Origin of the sequence: Rhodococcus sp. NPDC057014 (assembly GCF_042673295.1) — a bacterium.
In the GTDB taxonomy this organism is placed as follows: Bacteria; Actinomycetota; Actinomycetes; order Mycobacteriales; family Mycobacteriaceae; genus Rhodococcus_F.
On the sequence record NZ_JBHUSF010000005.1, the window covers coordinates 29,133 to 46,640 of the forward strand.

Consider the following 17,508-nt stretch of genomic DNA (forward strand, 5'->3'; position numbering starts at 1 on the left):
GGTGGGAGAACAGCATGGTGACGAATTCGGACACCGCGCATACATCGAGGCGCGAGGCCGACACAAGGTCCGTCCCGGGCCGAGACCGGGACCGACCACCGACCGTCTCTGTGTGCATTCCTGCCTATCAGGCGGAGCGTCATCTGCAGACAACGCTCGACAGCGTTCTGGCGCAGACCTTCATCGACCTGGAAATCGTGATCGTCGACAACGACAGTTCGGACGGCACCCGCGACATCCTGGAGAACGTCCACGACGACCGCGTCCGGATCATCCGGAACGACGCGACGGTGCCGATGGTGGACAATTTCAACCTCGCGATACGCGAGAGCCGGGGACGATTCGTCAAGCTCGTGTGCGCCGACGACACCATCGAGCCCGATTGCATCGCAACACAAGCCGCGGTGCTCGAGGCCGACGACGCCGTAGCGCTCGTGTCCGTGCGGACCGATTTCATCGACGACGAGGGCGCGCTGCTCCGGCCGGCCCGGGGGCTCGGGGGAATCGTCGGGCGAAATTCGGGACAAACGGTGGTCCGGCGAATCGTCCGGAGTGGCAGCAACCCCATTGGTCCTCCGGTGGCCGGGATGTTCCGCCGAGTCGATTTCGACCGGTGCGGCGGGTTCCGGGGCGAGCTTCTCTTTCCGATGGAGCTCGACCTGTGGTCGCGGCTCGTTCGAAAGGGCGACTTCGTCGGTGTGCCGCGCACCCTGGCATCTTTCCGGATCGGCAGCGATTCGAACACCGCATTGACCTCGGCACGTTCGCAGCTCGCCCAGCAGCTCGAGTTCACGAGTCGTTTGATCCACGATCCCGAATGGCAGATCCCGCTGTCTGACCGAGTAATGGGCCGGATCAATTCGTACGACATGCAGATGCGGCGAAGTCTGCTGTTCGCACTCAGCGCGCTCCGCGCATCGAGGCGCCGGCGTGCACTCGGATCGGAGAAAGGCCGGGAACGGCCGGGATGAATCCGCCTGGACACGTACAGATCACCGCAACGAACAGACTCCGGACCGTAGCGATCATCCGGAGAGAACCCAGACTTCAGCAGCACACGGGCACTCGAAAGCCCCTATGACGCAACGGACGTGAAGGCGATGGATGCACACGTGACCGAGATTCACCCCAACGGCAATCCGAGGAAAACTACGCCGAGGCCGTCCGTGTCGGTGGTGATGCCGGCACTGAACGAAGCGAAGAATCTGCCCTTCGTCGCGGCCCGGATGCCGGCTGGCATCGACGAACTCGTGTTCGTCGACGGCAACTCCGTCGACGACACCGTGGCCGTCGCGCGACGGCTGTGGCCCCAGGCGAAGATCCTGACACAGACCCGAAAAGGCAAGGGCAATGCGCTGGCCTGTGGTTTCCTGCATGCCACCTCCGACATCGTGGTGATGATCGACGCCGACGGGTCCACCGACCCCGCCGAGATCCCGGCGTTCGTCGACGCGCTGGTCCGCGGTGCGGACTTCGCGAAAGGAAGCCGGTTCATCGCCGGCGGTGGAAGCGCAGACATCACGTTCACCCGCCGGCTGGGCAACTGGATGCTGAATTCCTTCGTCAACATGGAATTCGCTGTCTCGTTCACCGACCTCTGCTATGGCTACAACGCGTTCTGGCGCCGGCACGTCAGCGTGATGTCGCTGCCCGCGACGGACCGTCCCGACGCCCACTGGGGTGACGGCTTCGAAATCGAGACGCTGATCAACGTCCGGATGGCGGCCTCCGGCCTCGGCATCGTCGAGATACCGAGCTTCGAGCGGCGCCGGATCAGCGGCAAGAGCAACCTGAACGTGGTGCGCGACGGTTTCCGGGTACTGCGCACAGTCCGGATGGAACACCGCAACGGCACGAAGACGACCGCGAATTCAGTCGAGCGGCCGACCTCACTCACTCGCCGGTCCGTCTACTCGTGGCGATCCCGCGATCGCGGTGATTACGTTGCCCGATGAGGTCCCGGCCACCGGGCATTCGCTTTCGGACGCGACCGACGAATTCGATGCGGGCCCGGCCGAATCCCTCTCGGTCGTCATCTGCGCCTTCACCACTCGGCGCTGGTTCGACCTGTGCCGCTCGGTGCAGTCGGTGCTGTCCCAGGACGGGCCCGATCCCGAACTCATCTTGGTGATCGATCACTGCGACGAGCTGTATGTCCGCGCGTGCAACCGATTCCGCACGGACGAGCGGGTGACGGTCCTGGCGAACGCGGATACCCGGGGACTGTCCGGGGCACGCAACACCGGCGTCCGAGCCGCCCACGGCGACGTGGTCGCGTTCGTCGACGACGATGCCCGCGCCGAGCCGGGGTGGACGCAGGCCCTCATGCATCACTACCGGAATCGCGGAATTGCCGGCGTGGGCGGGTACGCAGTCCCGAGCTGGTCCGGGGCCCGTCCCTCGTGGTTTCCGGAGGAGTTCGACTGGGTCGTCGGCTGCAGCTACGTCGGCCAGCCGACGCGGGTCGCCCCCGTCCGCAACCCCATCGGCTGCAACATGTCGATGCGCCGCTCGGTTCTGTACGCCGTCGGCGGATTCAGATCCGAAGTGGGCCGCGTCGGCTCCGTTCCCGTCGGCGGTGAGGAGACCGAACTCTGCATCCGCGTCCGGGCGAACAGGAGCTCCAACCAGATCCTGTTCGATCCGGACATGCGGGTGCAGCACCACGTGTCGGCGGACCGGGCCACCCTGCGATATTTCGTGCGGAGATGCCATCACGAAGGACTGTCGAAGGCCGTCGTCGCGGAGCTGACCACCGCATCGGACGCGCTGAGCAGCGAGCGCACCTACACCCTCCACGTCCTACCACGAGCGGTGCTTCGTGAAGGCCTCTCGATGCGACGGGACGGACTCGTGCGGGCAGCCGTCGTGCTGTTGGGCCTGACGGTCACGACCGCCGGATACGTTCAGGGCAGGGCCGCCATCCGGCTGCATACCGGGAGGACCTGATGGATCCCGCCGCACCCGCTCTCACTCTCCGCCCGGCTCTGGACAGTCCCGAGCGGCCGGACTGGGACGGTGCGGTGTGGACAGGTGAAGTGTGGGTCGACGCGATCGAGGATGCCGACCGAAGCGGGCGAGCGACGGGAATTCCGGTCCGCTGTCGGTTGGCGGACGCCGAGGGCTACGGCCGGGCACGACTGCTCGTGCGCGCCGAGGGACGCCCGCTCGGGTTCGTCGAGATCGAGGTGTCGGAGGGTTCCGTGAACTTCGGCGAGCTCAGGCGCCGAGTCGCGGGACTGCGGGTCACCGAGTCGGACCGCCCTGTGCAGGCCGGTCCGGCTCGCGTGGCCGAGGGGAAGGCAGTGCCGGTGACGGTCGTCGTGTGCACTCGCGACCGGGTGTCGATGCTGCGCGCTGCCCTCCGATCCGTCCTTGCGGTGGACTACCCGTCGTTCGACGTACTCGTCGTCGACAACGCCCCCAGAACCGACGCCACCCGCCAGTACGTGCTCGGTCTCGCGGATCCGCGGGTGCGCCTGATCCGTGAGCCTCTCCCGGGGCTGTCCCGGGCGCGGAACACCGGACTGTCGGCGGCCACGGGTGACATCGTCGCGTACACCGACGACGACGTGGTCGTCGATCGGCATTGGCTCTCCGCGCTGGTCGAGGGTTTCCGCCGGGGGCCGTCGGTCTCGTGCGTGTCCGGGATGGTCCCCGCCGGCGAGATCCGGACGCCGGCGCAGGCCTACTTCGATCGACGGGTCGGCTGGTCGGACTCCACCGACGCCCGCATCTTCGAGTGGGCGAAGCCACCCGACGATGTTCCCCTGTTTCCCTTCACCGTTCGCTGCTACGGAACCGGCGCAAACTTCGCGGTGGAACGCGACGTGGTTCGCCGCCTCGGCGGTTTCGACGAGGCGCTCGGCGCGGGTGCGCCGACGGGCGGGGGCGAGGACATCGACATGTTCTTCCGGATTCTCCGCTCGGGGCGCCAACTCGTTCACGATCCGGCGGCGATCGTGTGGCATCGACACCGCTCCGACAGCGAAGGCCTTCTCGTCCAGTCCCGCGGCTACGGACTCGGACTCGGAGCGTGGCTCACGAAGATCGCCGGTGATCGCAAGATGGCCACGCTCGCGGCGACCACAGCGGCCCGGCGCGGCGGCGCGCTCGTCCGCCACCTCCGCTCCTCGTCGAAGGAAACGGCTCCGCCGGCCGACCTCGCGGGGCTCCTGCCGCCGGGAATCGGTTCCACCACCGTCAGATCGATCGTGAAGGGCCCCTGGGCGTATCGGCAGGCGCGGAGAGAAGGACGGGCGGCCGCGCCGCTGCGGGAACAGCAGGCGCCGCGGTCGACTGCAGTTCCCCACCATCCGATGGTCGAGCCGTGACCCCCGGCGTTCCACGTATCGAGACGCGGCGGGTCGACTCCGAACACCCGGCCGAGCGGAACCTGCGCCTCAACACCAACTCCCTGATTCTCGCCAACGTCCTGGCGGGCGTTCTCGGACTCGCCTTCTGGGCCGCGGCCGCCCGGCTGTTCCCCGCACACGAAGTGGGGGTGGCCTCGGCGCTGATCACGTCCGCCGTGATGCTGTCGACATTGTCGATTCTCAGCATCGACACGATGTACGAGCGGTTCCTGCCGTTGGCGGGCACCCACACCGGAGCACTGCTCAAGCACGGTTTCCTCCTGGTTGCTGCAACCTCCCTCCTGTCGGGGACGGCGCTCGTGGTGTTCGGCCCCCGCGACCCGCTGTTCCAATCCGGCTGGGCGATGGTCTGTTTCCCCGTGTTCGTGATGGTCCTCGGGGTGTTCACGCTGCAGGACAAGGCCACCGCCGGACTCGGAGTGGCGAGGTGGTCGGCCGCGAAGAACGCCTTCCATGCCGCGGCCAAGCTCGTCGTCCTGCTCGCAGTGGCAGGCACCGACGTGGCCGTGTCCATCGTGTCTGCGTGGGGTGCGACCGCAGCGGCCGCGGCACTGTGCATTCTGGTTGCGCTGCACCGACGATCCCGCTCCCACCCCCGATTCCTCGCGGCACCGAGCCTGCCGCCCCGCCGTGAACTGTGGTCGTACTTCGGTTCGTCCTTCGGCATCACGGCGCTGTGGGCGATCGGACCGCTGGTTGTGCCGCTGATCGTCGTCACGCAGGTCGGCGCGGAGGCTAATGCGTACTTCGCGATCGCATGGGCCATGATCAGCGCGTTGTATCTGATGGTGCACCTGGTCGTCAGCCCATACGTGGCAGAAGTCGCCGCCCACCCGGGCAGGGTCGCGTCGCTGTCCCGACGACTGGTGCGCACCCTCGCCGTGGTGGCGTGTGCCGGCGGCGCGGGACTGGTGGTCGTCGGTCCCCTCCTCCTCGGTGTCGTCGGCGCCGAGTATCGAATCCACAGCACCGGTTTGCTCTACCTGGCCGGCGTGTTCATTCCCCTGTCCGTGGTGGGCGCAGTCTACGAGGGACTGGCGCGGGTGCACCGCAGACTGACGTTGGCACTGGTCGTCCGTGGCCTCTCCACGTCGATCATCGTCGCCGGTTCCCTGATCGGCACCCGGGCCGTCGGTGTCGTCGGCGTCGGCTGGGCCTACCTTGCCGCCGAGGCAGTATCGGCGCTGGTTCTGATCGGCCCGGTGATCCTGTGGCTTCGACGGGCCTCACAAGAGCGCGGGTACGACGAGATTCCCGCAGACGATCCGGGAGGTGAGCGAGTTGAGTAGACGATCGTGGGTTCGAGCGGCCCGTGCGTCGCTGATCGGCGTGAGCGCCGTACTGATCGCGCAGGCGGCAGCTCCGCCCACAGACCTTGCAGTGCAGTCGGTCTCGTCGTACCAGAAGCGGCAGGCGCTCATGTTCGACGACTTCAACGGCCCCGCCTGGACGCCGCCGAACCCCCAGTGGTGGTCGTACGACACGGGCGGCGGCGGCTGGGGCAACGGCGAGGCCCAGACCTACACGTCCGCCCCGTCGAACGTCCGGTTGGACGGCGCAGGGCACCTCGTGATCGAGGCCCGCAACGACGGCGGTGAATACACGTCCGCCCGCGTGACGACGCAGGGACGCACGTCCCTCCTGTACGGCCGCGCCGAGGCGCGCGCGAAACTCCCGCGCGGAGCGGGAATGCATCCGGCCTTCTGGTTGCTCGGCACGGACCTCGGAGTCGTCGGCTGGCCGGACAGCGGCGAGATAGACGTCGTCGAGACAATCAGTGGTGCCGGCCAGCTGTACAGCAGTGTGATCGGGCCGAGGACGACCGGCGGCGACTGGCAGGCCGGCCCGACCACGGACGTGGCGAACACCTTCGTGGACGATTTCCACACCTACTGGGTGGAGAAGGCTCCCGGCAGGGTGACGTTCGGGGTGGACGGCCAGATCACCGGCGCGGTCACCGCGGCGGGCCTCCCGCCGGACGAACGGTGGGTGTTCGACAAGCCGTTCTTCCTCCTGCTCAACGTGGCCGTCGGCGGAGAATGGCCCGGCCCTCCCGACGGCAGCACACCATTCCCGGCCGCGATGGTCGTCGACTGGGTACGTGTTACCGGTGACTAGGTCCGCGCCTCTGCTCGACACGCCCCGGGGCGCGGCGGTGGCGACCGCGACTGCGACCGACGCAGCGGAGTCAGGTCGCTACGACATCCTCGCCTTGATGTCGGCGGCGGCCGGTGCGCTCGCATTGGCCCCGCTGTCACCGGAATTGCGCGCGATTCTGCTCGCGACGTTCATCCTCACGGGGCCGGGACTTGCCGTGGTGACATGGATGCGGCTCCAGGCGCCCGCCGTCGCTGCCGCGATACCCGTGACGGGTCTGTCGATGATGACAGGTTTCACCGCGGTACTCGGCTGGGCGAATCGCTGGGTTCCCGTGCCGATCCTCGTGACCCTGGTCACCGGCGTCGCCCTCTCCGCCCTTCTCCACGCGCGGCGCGCGGGAGGATTCGCCACCCTCGTCCCGGCCCTCCCCCGGGCAACGGCACTGCGCGGCAACGCACCCCTGCTGTGGACGATGGCAATGCTGGGGGCCTGGCTGGCTGTCCTGCCGGGGCTGATCAGCGTGCCCTATTCCGAGTTCGGCCTGCTGGCCGTCGGTACAGGGCCGGGACTCGTCCTCGTCGTCGCATCCCTGGCCGGGGTGTTCGCCTGGGCGCTGCGGAGGAACCACCTCGTCACCGCCGCGTCGATCATCGGCGCAGTGATCGTCGTCCAACGTGCGACCGTCAGCCTGATCACCGAGGCTCCGATCTACACCTGGACCTACAAGCACATCGGCGTAGTCGACTATCTCCAGCAGCATCAGACGCTTCCGCCACGCGGTATCGACGTGTACGGCGAGTGGCCCGCCTTCTTCACGGCATTCGCATGGTTCGGCGAGATCACGTCCGTCGACTCGCTTCTGGTCGCACAGTGGTTCGCCCCGGTGATCCATGCCCTGCTGGCGTTGCTCGTCGGAGCCTTGGCGATGTTGCTGGGGCTGGGGATCCGGCATGCGCTCGCCGCGGCGATGATCATCGAACTGGTGAACTGGGTCGGACAGGACTACTTCGCCCCCCAGGCGTTCGCACTGCTGATGGCGGTCGGCATCCTGGCCCTGCTCATCGCCTCCCGGACCTGTCACCATGCGGGGTACATCGCTCTCCTCGCGTTCGCCGCCCTCATCCCGACGCACCAACTGACGCCGTACTGGCTGCTCGGGGTCATCATGGCGCTCGTGGTGACCCGGCAGATCCGGCCGTGGTGGCTCCCCGTCCCGTACCTGGCGATGCTCGTCGGCTACCTCGTACCCCGCATGTACATCGTGCTCCCGCACGGGTTGTTCTCGGGCGCGAACCCCGTCGCCAACGGGTCCAGCAACGTCGAGTACGCGGGTTCCCTCGGCAAGCTCTTCACGTCCACGGTGTGCCGAGGACTGTCGGCCGCGGTGATCGTGCTCGCCGTCGTCGGAATCATCGTGTGGTGGCGTCAGGGCCGGCCGTTCCTCGCGCCGGTGATCATCGCCTTCAGCTCGTTCTCCCTTCTCTTTCTGCAGAATTACGGCGGCGAGGCAATCTTCCGGGTGTACCTGTACGCGCTGCCCGGGTGCGCGATCCTGATCGCTCCCCTATTCCTCGCTGCGATTACCCGCACCGGTCGTCATGTTGGGCTCCAACGGGCGACCGCGTTGGTCGCCGCCGCCGCCCTGGGTGGCGCAGCCGTCGCGGGGCTGCAAGGCTATTACGGTCTGTGGTCGCTCGTCGTGGAGTATCGGTCGCAGGTCACCCTTTTCGACGACTTGACGGCGGACATCCACGGCCCCGCCATGATCACCAGTCTGGATTCGGCGGGCTTCCCCAGTCGCGCCACCGCGGACTACGCGGATCTGGCCAAGCACGATCAGGACTTCGACACGCCGATCGTCGACCGCTGGCCGGAATTCCCGAAGGACTTTCCCGATGCCCACCAGTTCGAGGACATCACATTGGTTGCGGAATCGAGCAGTGCAGAAACCTATTTCGTGTTCACGACGCAGGCACTCGATGCCATCGCTTATTACCGGTACTTCACCCCGGAGGCAGTAGCGAGATTCGAAGGTCAGTTCCGGCACAGTCCGCAGTGGTCGATTCGGCTACAGGACGAGCACACCATTGTCTACCAGTTCGATCGCTCCGGTTCGGGAGCCGTCGGTACCGGCGGCTGAGAAACCGGAAAAGAAAGTCAGGAACAAAGAGTCTGCCAATAACAGGGAAGAGGTTTGTTTTGGTCTACAAATGTGGAAGACTGGTCTGATCGGAACCCGAGCCGACAACGCCCCCTTCGAGGCAAGTAGGCCGGTGGGGGCCGGGGCGGGAGATCAACACTATGGCGAAATCGGATGCCGCGCTCACAGCGAAGCGCGAGACCCTGATGGTTGCCTGCCCGTCCGCGCCACAGCACACCAGGCGGCGGACGGCGATGCCGTCGAGCGACATTCGACGCGGCCTCCGACAGTTACCGAGTATCGACAAGATGTGAGGACAGACCCATGGCATTCGTTATTTCCACCGAGTCCGACGTCACGGACGAGGCCCGACGTGAGCGAATCTTCTCGGGCGAGGTGTTCTGCTTCCCGCCCCGTGACTCGATCCGCGCCTTCAGTGAATTCGCCTGGGAGTTGATCGAAGCCGCCTTCGGTGCGCACAATCCTCTGACCGCGCACGACGACCTGCCGGTCGAAGAATACGTGCGCATCCTCGGGCCGCTGAAGACCGGCTTCACCCACCATCCCCATTCCAAGGAACTCCTGCGCAACGTACTCGTGGACCTCGGAGCAGACATCACCCGGACGTACTTCGACGTGCCCAAATTGCGCGCCGTGCCGCCGGCCTCCTATCTCGCGGCAGGTCTGGGATACAACTACACGCCGCACCGCGACACCTGGTATTCCTCACCACAGTGCCAGAACAACTGGTGGGCACCGATCCTCGGCGTGACGGACAAGAGTTGCATGGCGTTCCACCCCGAATTCTGGCAGCGGCCGACCGACAATTCGAGCGCCCAGTTCGATGCCTACGAATGGAATCGTTCCTCCCGCCGCGATGCCGCGCTCTACATCAAGGAGGACCCGCGGCCGCACCCCCGGCTCAGCGGACAGGATCCCGGCAGCGAGGTCCGGATCGTCGGTGAAGTCGGATCGATCTTGTCGTTCTCCGGCGCCCAACTACACGCGACGGTGCCGAACACGACCGGTCAGGCCCGATTCAGTTTCGATTTCCGCACGATCAGCCTCGACGATCTGATCGCGAAAGCGGGACCCCCGAACGTCGATTCCCATTCGACCGGCACCTCCGTCCGCGACTACCTGCGCGCCGACACCTACGAACGGGTACCCGACGAGATCGTCGCGCTGTACGACGAGGGCGGCAGCACCGACGGCGTCCTCGTATTCGACCCGTCCGTACTCGAAGTCACGTAGAGCGATCATCGAGGAGCCGGTGAAATGTCCGACAGCACATCATCACCCATGAGAATTCTGGTCACCGGACACCTGGGTTACCTGGGCGTCGAGATGACTCCGTTGCTCGTCGGCCTCGGACACGAGGTCGTCGGCCTCGACACCGGCTACTTCGACGGTTGCGACTTCCTCGCGCCTCCCGAACCGCTGCCGATGCTGAACATCGACGTCCGAGACGTCACCCCGGCGGATCTCGAAGGATTCGATGCCGTCGTCCACCTCGCCGCGCTGTCGAACGATCCACTTTCCGACATCGATCCGAGCCTGACGTACGACATCAACCTCGCCGGATCCGTCCGGCTCGCGAAGGCGGCCAAGGCGGCGGGTGTCGGCCGGTTCGTCTTCTCGTCCTCCTGCAGCCTGTACGGCGCCGGCAGTGATCTCGAGTTGGACGAAGGGGCGGCGTTCAACCCCGTGACGCCGTACGGGGAGTCGAAGGTGCGCGTCGAGCAGGAATTGTCCCTGCTCGCGGACGACGACTTCTCGCCGGTGTATCTGCGGAACGCGACGGCGTACGGCTTCTCACGCCGGCTGCGTGCGGACGTCGTCGTCAACAACCTGCTCGGGCACGCGATGACCACGGGCAAGGTGCTGCTGCAGAGCGATGGCACGCCGTGGCGGCCACTCGTCCATGTCCTCGACATCGCGCACGCATTCGCTCGAGTGCTCGCAGCGCCGAGACACGTCGTCCACGATCAGGCTTTCAACGTCGGGCGGGTCGGCGAGAACTATCAGGTTCTCGACGTCGCGCGACTCGTCGCCGAGGTCGTGCCCGATTGCGTTGTCGGATATTCCGAGGGTGCCATGCCCGACATCCGTGACTACCGCGTCGACTTCTCCAAGATCGAGAGGGAGCTGCCGGGTTACCGCCCCCAGTGGACTCTTCGCCAGGGAATCGAGGAGTTGTGGGTGGCGTATTCCGACGGCGCCATGACCGCGGAGCGCTTCGAAGGACCGCGATTCTTCCGGCTGAGGACCATCCAGCAGCACCTCGACCTGGGTCGGCTCGACGCCGATCTGCGCTGGGTGGCAACATGATCGAGCCGAGGACGGTTCCGGCCGTCGAAGAGCGGGCCGCAGGGCGCGAGCAGGACCGCATCCCGGTAGCCGGTCCGTGGGTGACCGATCTCGAGGTCCGGTACGTCGCCGAGGCGGCAGCAAACGACTGGTACACCCACGCCGGCGAATCGGTCGGCCTCTTCGAGACCGAGTTCGCCGACTACCTCGGCACCGAATTCGCCGCGGCCGTGCCGCACTGCACGTCCGCGTTGCATCTCGCGATGCTCGCTCTCGGTCTGGGTCCCGGCGACGAGGTGATCGTGCCGGAATCGACGTGGGTGGCGACGGCGGCGCCGGTCACCTATGTCGGCGCGACCCCCGTCTTCGCCGACATCGACGCAGACACCTGGTGCCTGTCTCCCGAATCGCTCGCACGGTGTGTCACCTCCCGGACCGCGGCCATCGTCACGGTGGACCTGTACGGCGGGATACCGGACATGGCCGCCGTCCGGTCCGTCGCCGCCGGCATTCCGATCATCGAGGACGCCGCCCAGGCCATCGGCGGAAAGCTGGACGGGCGATTCGCCGGCACGCTGGGCGACATCGGAACGGTCAGCTTCCACGGCACGAAGACGTTGACGACCGGTGAGGGTGGACTGGTCGTGACGGATCGGAGCGACCTCGCGGAACGGATCCACCGGTTGCGCGACCACGGTCGCACACCGGCGGACCACCGGTTCTTCACCACCGAGGAGCTGGGTTTCAAATACAAGATGAGCAGTCTGCAGGCCGCGTTCGGACGTGCCCAGCTGGCCCGCATCGATGAGCTCCTGGACAAGAAGCGGCAGATCTTCGAATGGTACGAGGAACGTCTCGCGGACGTTCCCGGCTTGGAGCTCAATCACCGGCGGGACGGCCTCACGAACACATTCTGGATGGTCACCGCCGTTCTCCACCCGGACTATCGCCTGCGTGCCCGCCGAATGATGGAGCTGTTCGATCTGCATTCGGTGGATACTCGCCCCTTCCTGCCGCCATTGAGTTCACTGCCCGCCTTCTCGCAATACCACACCGCGACGACTGCGGCGCGGCGAAACAAAATCGCGTACGACATCGCTTCGCGCTCGATCAATCTGCCGTCGGCGCTCGTGTTGACCGAAGCGCAGGTCGACCGGGTGTGCGACGTACTACACACCATTCTTCGACTACGTAAGGAACTCTCATGAAGGCCGTCATTCTCGCCGGTGGGCGGGGCACTCGAATCAGCGAGGAATCGCAGAGCCGGCCCAAGCCCATGGTCGAGATCGGTGGGCGACCGATCCTCTGGCACATCATGAAGATATACGGCCAAGCCGGGGTCACCGAATTCATCATCCTGCTCGGCTACAAGGGCTACATGATCAAGGAGTACTTCGCCAACTACTTCCTGCACATGTCCGACGTGACGATCGATCTGGCCACCGACACGACCAAGACGCTCTCGTCCAAGACCGAGCCGTGGACCGTCACCCTGCTCGACACGGGCGCCTCCACCATGACCGGTGGACGCCTGCTGCGGGCCAAGGAGCACATCGGCGACGACGTCTTCTCCTTCACGTACGGAGACGGTGTCACCGACGTGGACATCCGCCGGGTCGCCGAGTTCCATCGGGAGTCCGGTTCGATCGCGACGGTCACCGCCGTCCAGCCGCCCGGCCGCTACGGCGCACTGCGGATGGAGGACGACCGGGTGCAGTTCGAGGAGAAGCCCCGGGGCAGCAGCGGCTGGGTGAACGGTGGATTCTTCGTGGCCCAACCGTCCGTCCTCGATTACATCGACGGCGACGACACCGTCTTCGAAGGGGCTCCGCTGGAGCGGCTTTCGACCGACGGTGAACTGTCCGCGTATCAGCACCCCGGCTTCTGGCGCGGGATGGACACGTTGTGGGACAAGATCTACCTCAACGAACTCTGGGACAACGACAAGGCCCCCTGGAAGATCTGGAACGACGGACTGGGCGGCGAGGGGGACGATCATGAGTACTCCCTGTAGGCACTGCGGCACCCCTCTGGAGCAGTCGTTCTGCGATCTCGGGATGTCGCCGCTCGCCAACTCGTATCTTGCCGCCGATCAACTGGATCGACGAGAAGTGTTCTACCCGTTGCATGCGTACGTGTGCTCGAAGTGCCTTCTGGTCCAGCTCGCCGAGTTCGAATCGGCCGAGTTCATCTTCACCGACTATCTCTACTTCTCGTCGTATTCGCAGAGCTGGCTCGATCATGCCCATGCGTATGTCCAGGACACGACCGCACGGTTCCACCTCGACAGTTCGAAGCAGGTCGTCGAGATCGCCAGCAACGACGGATATCTGCTCCAGTACTTCGTGGAGTCCGGCATCCCGTCCCTCGGCATCGAGCCGGCCGAGAACGTGGCCGAGGTCGCGATCCGGCGCGGGATAGACACCTGGGTAGGGTTTTTCGGAACCTCGATGGCGAGCAAACTCGTCGGAGAGGACATCCGAGCAGACCTCCTGATCGGCAACAACGTCCTGGCACACGTCCCCGACCTGAACGACTTCGTCGCCGGAATGGCGACCGTGCTCGCGGCGGACGGTGTGATCACCATGGAGTTCCCTCACCTGCTCCAGCTGATCGAGCACAACCAGTTCGACACGATCTACCACGAGCACTTCTCCTACTTCTCGCTGCTGACCGTCACACGCGTGTTCGCGGCCCACGGTCTGCGGCTGTTCGACGTCGAACAACTCCCCACCCACGGTGGGTCCCTCCGGATCTACGCCTGTCACGCCGAGTATCCCCGTCACATCACGTCCCGGCGCCTGCGAGAACTGGGCGAGCTCGAACAGGCCGCGGGTCTCCACCTTCCCGAGGGCTACACCGCATTCCCGGAGCGGGTGAAGCGCACCAAACGAGCATTGCTCGAATTCCTCATCGATGCACGCAATCGCGGACTGTCGACCGCCGCCTACGGCGCGCCTGCCAAGGGCAACACCCTGCTCAACTACTGCGGGATCCGAGACGACCTGCTCGACTACACCGTCGACCGGAGCCCCCACAAGCAGGGCAGGTTCCTGCCGGGAACCCACCTTCCCATTTACGCGCCCGAGCACATCCGAGATACCCGCCCCGACTACCTCTTGATCCTCCCGTGGAACCTGCGGGACGAGGTGATTCGCGACATGTCGTACATCCGCGACTGGGGTGGCAGATTCGTCGTCCCCGTTCCCGAACTGGCCGTGCTCGACTGAGCCCAGATCTCTTACTGCAGGAAACGAATTCGTCACCCCGGACCGGACAGCGCGCCGACCACGTGTATCGTGCTGATTCCGGCTTGGAGGGGATGCGGAATGGCGGCAGGTACACGGGTCGGCTCGCAGTTCGGGCACTACCATCTCCGGGTTCTGCTCGGCCGCGGCGGAATGGGTGAGGTGTACGAGGCGTACGACACCACCAAGGATCGCACCGTCGCACTCAAGATCCTCGACGTCGACCTCGCGAAAGACCCCACCTACCAGCAGCGGTTCCGCCGCGAATCGCATGCCGCGGCCCGGCTGCAGGAGCCGCACGTCATCCCCATCCACGACTGGGGCGAGATCGACGGCGTGCTCTACATCGACATGCGTCTGGTCGTCGGGCAGGATCTGCGGGCGCTGCTCCGCTCGCGTGGGCCGATGAGCCCCGCACACGCGGTCGCGGTCGTCGACCAGATCGCGGCGGCGCTCGACGCCGCGCACGCCGACGGTCTCATCCACCGCGACGTCAAGCCGGAGAACATCCTCGTCACGGCCGGTGAATTCGCGTACCTCGTCGACTTCGGTATCGCGCACTCGAGTTCCGATCTCCGTCTGACCACCCTCGGCAGTGCTGTCGGCTCCTACGCGTACATGGCGCCCGAGCGGTTCGACAACGCACCGGTCGATGCCCGTGCGGACGTCTATTCGCTGGCATGTGTCCTCTACGAATGCCTCACGGGATCCATTCCGTTCCCGTCCAACAGCATCAGCAGCGCGATCCGCGCGCACCTCACGACGCCCGTGCCCAGCCCCAGCTCGATCCGGCCCGACGTGCCCGCGACGTTCGACGAGGTGATCGCCCGGGGTCTGGCGAAGGATCCCCGCGATCGGTACCGGACGGCAGGCGATTTCGCGGCGGCGGCCCGCTCCGCGTTGTCCGTTCGCGAGCGGAAGACCGAAACCGACATCGCGACCCGCCCGGAACCGTCGCCGGGCATGCGGTCCGAGCCGACCCGGGTCGACGACCGCGGGCGTCCGCCCGTCTACCCGCCGACCGCGTTCCACGGTGGTCCGGCCGCCCCGCCTCCGCCCTATTACCCGCCCACTCCCTACACCGCCCCGCCGCCTGCGCGTCGGTCGGTGGCCGTCCCGGTGACGGTGACCGTGTTGGTGATCGCGCTGCTCGCACTCGCCGGGGTGGTCGGATGGCTCGTGCTGGACAGGAACAATCCCGACAACCCCTCGGTCGCCGCGGCCGGCAGCAGCCAGGTCCGCGTCCCGGTCACGGAGGACGTCCCCGTCTCGACCACGAGGGCGGCTCCGGCGACGGTCCCGCCTGCCGTGACTCCGCCGAGGCCGACGACAAGAACGACGACGCCGCCCGCGCCGCCGATCGTCGGCGAGGTGTCGGGCGCCGATCGGCAGGGCTTCCTGCCCCCGTCCGATGCACGATGCAACTACACCAACCCGGCGGTGTTCATCGGTCGCACCACCAAGTCTCTGGTCGTGGTCTGCGAGACGGGTGTGGGACGCTACTACTACCAGGGCGTACGCATCAGCGACGGCGCCGCGATCTCCGTCGACGACCCGAGCCCCAGCGGTTCCGGCTTCGTCGCCACCGGCGACGGCGGCACCGAGTACCGGCTCACCCCGTCCGCCCTGACCATCGTCGGCGGCGACGGCAAGGTACTCGCGACCGAACCGATGATCGAGTCCGCATACCGCTGAATCGTCCTCCGAAGAATCCGAATGTCCTCCGAGGAATCGCCGTCTGCGGCGACAACGGGACGAGCGGTCGGAATCGGTGAGAGTATAGAGCTGTGAGCGCAGAGGCAGATCATGAGGAGAGACGTCGCCCGATCCCGGACACCCCATTGGGCTACCTCGAGCAGCTACCCGCCCTCGTCCTGCTCGAGCGCCTGCCGGTTCCCGTCTTGGCGGTCGAGGACGACGGCACGGTCGTCCACGTGAACAGTGCGTTCGAGAGGATGCTGGGGCACCCCGTCGCGTCGCTGCGCGGGCGTCCGGTGTCCGAACTCCTCGAACTGGACGAGACGTCGACGGGCGCCGCCGCGGTCGAACACCTCCGTGAGTCGGCGACCACCCCGGTCGACCTGGCACATCAGGACGGATCCCGGGTCCGCGCCCTCGTCAGCAGGCCCATCCTCCGCCGGCAGGACGACCCGGTGACCCTCGTCTGTTTCCACGACGTCACCGAACAACTGTGGAACGGCGGCCGGGCCCCGGGGTTCTGACCTCGCGCCCACAGTTGCACACGGATTTGCCGGATTCCCACGTAATTGCGCCCGCATCCGGCAAATCGCTGTGCAACGGCGCGACGAGGATGGCCGCGAAACCGCGCGGACCCGATCTGCGGCGGGTTAGGTTGGCTGCATGGCGACCGGCAAGGACAAGTCACCCGCTGTCGAACTGGAGGTCGGCGACCGGACCGTGCGGATCTCGCACCCGGAGCGTGTCTACTTCCCCGCCACCGGCGCCACGAAACTGGACCTCGCGAACTACTACCTGAGCGTCGGCGACGGGATCGTGCGCGCATTGCGCGAACGCCCCTGCATGATGCACCGCTTCCCGGACGGCCTGAGCGGCGAGAAGGTGCACCAGAAGCGGTTGCCGCACGGTGCGCCGGACTGGGTGCAGACGGTCCGCGTGACGTTTCCGCGGTACAACCGCCACGCCGACGAACTGTGCGTCACGCACCCGGCGGACGTGATCTGGGCGGTGCAGATGTCGACGGTCGAGTTCCATCCGTGGAACTCGCGCCGCGCGGACGTCGAACGTCCCGACGAGTGGCGGATCGACCTCGACCCGATGCCCGAGTGCGGGTTCGACACGGTGCGGCACGTCGCCGGGGTGGTGCACGAGGTGCTCGACGAACTGGGTGCGACGGGATGGCCGAAGACGTCCGGCGGCAGCGGCATGCACGTCTACGTCCGGATCCGGCCCGACTGGGGATTCGGCGACGTCCGGCGGGCCGCGCTGGCGTTCGCCCGCGAGGTGGAGCGCAGGGCACCGAAGGACGTGACCACCACCTGGTGGCGGAAGGACCGGGACCCGCGCAAGTTGTTCGTCGACTACAACCAGAACGCCCGCGACCACACCATCGCCAGTGCGTATTCGGTGCGGGGAGTGCCCGACGCGACGGTGTCCACCCCGGTGACGTGGGACGAGATCGACGACGTGGACCCGCACGAGTTCACGATCGCCACCGTTCCCGAGCGCTTCGCGACACTCGGTGATCTGCACGCGGGAATCGACGACGCCGTGTTCTCGCTCGAGCCGCTGCTGGAGTGGGCGGACCGCGACGAGGCCGAGGGCGAGTCGGATCCCGGTGGCGCGGAGGACTAGT

15 protein-coding genes are annotated in these 17,508 nt (G+C 66.5%); all 15 read left to right on the forward strand.

Features of this window, described 5'->3' with window-relative positions; all coding sequences use genetic code 11:
* Positions 1-14: 14 nt before the first annotated feature.
* Positions 15-971: a glycosyltransferase family 2 protein gene (locus ACFTZB_RS01885; protein WP_378429844.1), complete on the forward strand. Its 957-nt coding sequence runs from the start codon at positions 15-17 to the stop codon at positions 969-971.
* A 129-nt stretch (positions 972-1,100) separates the two neighbouring features.
* Positions 1,101-1,955, forward strand: coding sequence for a glycosyltransferase family 2 protein (locus ACFTZB_RS01890; protein WP_378429845.1), 855 nt, complete (start codon positions 1,101-1,103; stop codon positions 1,953-1,955).
* Entirely contained in the window at positions 1,945-2,949 is a 1,005-nt protein-coding gene (locus ACFTZB_RS01895) for a glycosyltransferase family 2 protein (protein WP_378429846.1), read from the forward strand. Before ACFTZB_RS01890 ends, ACFTZB_RS01895 begins: the two co-directional genes overlap by 11 nt.
* A complete protein-coding gene (locus ACFTZB_RS01900; RefSeq protein ID WP_378429847.1) occupies positions 2,949-4,334 on the forward strand; it encodes a glycosyltransferase family 2 protein in 1,386 nt (461 codons plus the stop codon). Before ACFTZB_RS01895 ends, ACFTZB_RS01900 begins: the two co-directional genes overlap by 1 nt.
* The gene (locus ACFTZB_RS01905; protein WP_378429848.1) at positions 4,331-5,665 is read left to right on the forward strand and encodes a lipopolysaccharide biosynthesis protein; all 1,335 of its coding nucleotides are present in this window, start codon (positions 4,331-4,333) and stop codon (positions 5,663-5,665) included. Before ACFTZB_RS01900 ends, ACFTZB_RS01905 begins: the two co-directional genes overlap by 4 nt.
* Complete coding sequence (locus ACFTZB_RS01910; RefSeq protein WP_378429849.1) at positions 5,649-6,494, forward strand: glycoside hydrolase family 16 protein; 846 nt, start codon at positions 5,649-5,651, stop codon at positions 6,492-6,494. Before ACFTZB_RS01905 ends, ACFTZB_RS01910 begins: the two co-directional genes overlap by 17 nt.
* A complete protein-coding gene (locus ACFTZB_RS01915) occupies positions 6,487-8,616 on the forward strand; it encodes a hypothetical protein (RefSeq protein ID WP_378429850.1) in 2,130 nt (709 codons plus the stop codon). The genes ACFTZB_RS01910 and ACFTZB_RS01915 overlap by 8 nt, the downstream gene beginning before the upstream one ends.
* A gap of 324 nt (positions 8,617-8,940) precedes the next feature.
* Positions 8,941-9,870, forward strand: coding sequence for a hypothetical protein (locus tag ACFTZB_RS01920; RefSeq protein ID WP_378429851.1), 930 nt, complete (start codon positions 8,941-8,943; stop codon positions 9,868-9,870).
* Between the two features lie 24 nt (positions 9,871-9,894).
* The gene (locus tag ACFTZB_RS01925) at positions 9,895-10,947 is read left to right on the forward strand and encodes an NAD-dependent epimerase/dehydratase family protein (RefSeq protein WP_378429852.1); all 1,053 of its coding nucleotides are present in this window, start codon (positions 9,895-9,897) and stop codon (positions 10,945-10,947) included.
* Positions 10,944-12,134: a DegT/DnrJ/EryC1/StrS family aminotransferase gene (locus ACFTZB_RS01930; protein WP_378429853.1), complete on the forward strand. Its 1,191-nt coding sequence runs from the start codon at positions 10,944-10,946 to the stop codon at positions 12,132-12,134. The genes ACFTZB_RS01925 and ACFTZB_RS01930 overlap by 4 nt, the downstream gene beginning before the upstream one ends.
* A complete protein-coding gene (gene rfbF, locus ACFTZB_RS01935) occupies positions 12,131-12,940 on the forward strand; it encodes a glucose-1-phosphate cytidylyltransferase (protein WP_378429854.1) in 810 nt (269 codons plus the stop codon). The genes ACFTZB_RS01930 and rfbF overlap by 4 nt, the downstream gene beginning before the upstream one ends.
* The gene (locus tag ACFTZB_RS01940; RefSeq protein ID WP_378429855.1) at positions 12,924-14,156 is read left to right on the forward strand and encodes a methyltransferase domain-containing protein; all 1,233 of its coding nucleotides are present in this window, start codon (positions 12,924-12,926) and stop codon (positions 14,154-14,156) included. Before rfbF ends, ACFTZB_RS01940 begins: the two co-directional genes overlap by 17 nt.
* Before the next feature lie 99 nt (positions 14,157-14,255).
* Positions 14,256-15,869, forward strand: a complete 1,614-nt coding sequence (locus ACFTZB_RS01945) for a serine/threonine-protein kinase (RefSeq protein ID WP_378429856.1) — start codon at positions 14,256-14,258, stop codon at positions 15,867-15,869.
* Positions 15,870-15,961: 92 nt separating this feature from the next.
* Entirely contained in the window at positions 15,962-16,396 is a 435-nt protein-coding gene (locus tag ACFTZB_RS01950) for a PAS domain S-box protein (protein ID WP_378429857.1), read from the forward strand.
* A gap of 139 nt (positions 16,397-16,535) precedes the next feature.
* On the forward strand, positions 16,536-17,507 hold the full coding sequence (ligD, locus tag ACFTZB_RS01955; protein ID WP_378429858.1) for a non-homologous end-joining DNA ligase: 972 nt from the start codon (positions 16,536-16,538) through the stop codon (positions 17,505-17,507).
* The last annotated feature ends 1 nt before the right edge of the window (position 17,508 follow it).

Excerpts from the sequence above, each read along its gene's own strand:
- ACFTZB_RS01885 (WP_378429844.1), top strand. The coding sequence starts at position 15 with ATGGTGACGAATTCGGACACCGCGCATACATCGAGGCGCGAGGCCGAC.
- ACFTZB_RS01890 (WP_378429845.1), top strand. The coding sequence starts at position 1,101 with ATGGATGCACACGTGACCGAGATTCACCCCAACGGCAATCCGAGGAAA.
- ACFTZB_RS01900 (WP_378429847.1), top strand. The coding sequence starts at position 2,949 with ATGGATCCCGCCGCACCCGCTCTCACTCTCCGCCCGGCTCTGGACAGT.
- ACFTZB_RS01920 (WP_378429851.1), top strand. The coding sequence starts at position 8,941 with ATGGCATTCGTTATTTCCACCGAGTCCGACGTCACGGACGAGGCCCGA.
- ACFTZB_RS01925 (WP_378429852.1), top strand. The coding sequence starts at position 9,895 with ATGTCCGACAGCACATCATCACCCATGAGAATTCTGGTCACCGGACAC.
- ACFTZB_RS01930 (WP_378429853.1), top strand. The coding sequence starts at position 10,944 with ATGATCGAGCCGAGGACGGTTCCGGCCGTCGAAGAGCGGGCCGCAGGG.
- rfbF (WP_378429854.1), top strand. The coding sequence starts at position 12,131 with ATGAAGGCCGTCATTCTCGCCGGTGGGCGGGGCACTCGAATCAGCGAG.
- ACFTZB_RS01940 (WP_378429855.1), top strand. The coding sequence starts at position 12,924 with ATGAGTACTCCCTGTAGGCACTGCGGCACCCCTCTGGAGCAGTCGTTC.
- ACFTZB_RS01945 (WP_378429856.1), top strand. The coding sequence starts at position 14,256 with ATGGCGGCAGGTACACGGGTCGGCTCGCAGTTCGGGCACTACCATCTC.
- ligD (WP_378429858.1), top strand. The coding sequence starts at position 16,536 with ATGGCGACCGGCAAGGACAAGTCACCCGCTGTCGAACTGGAGGTCGGC.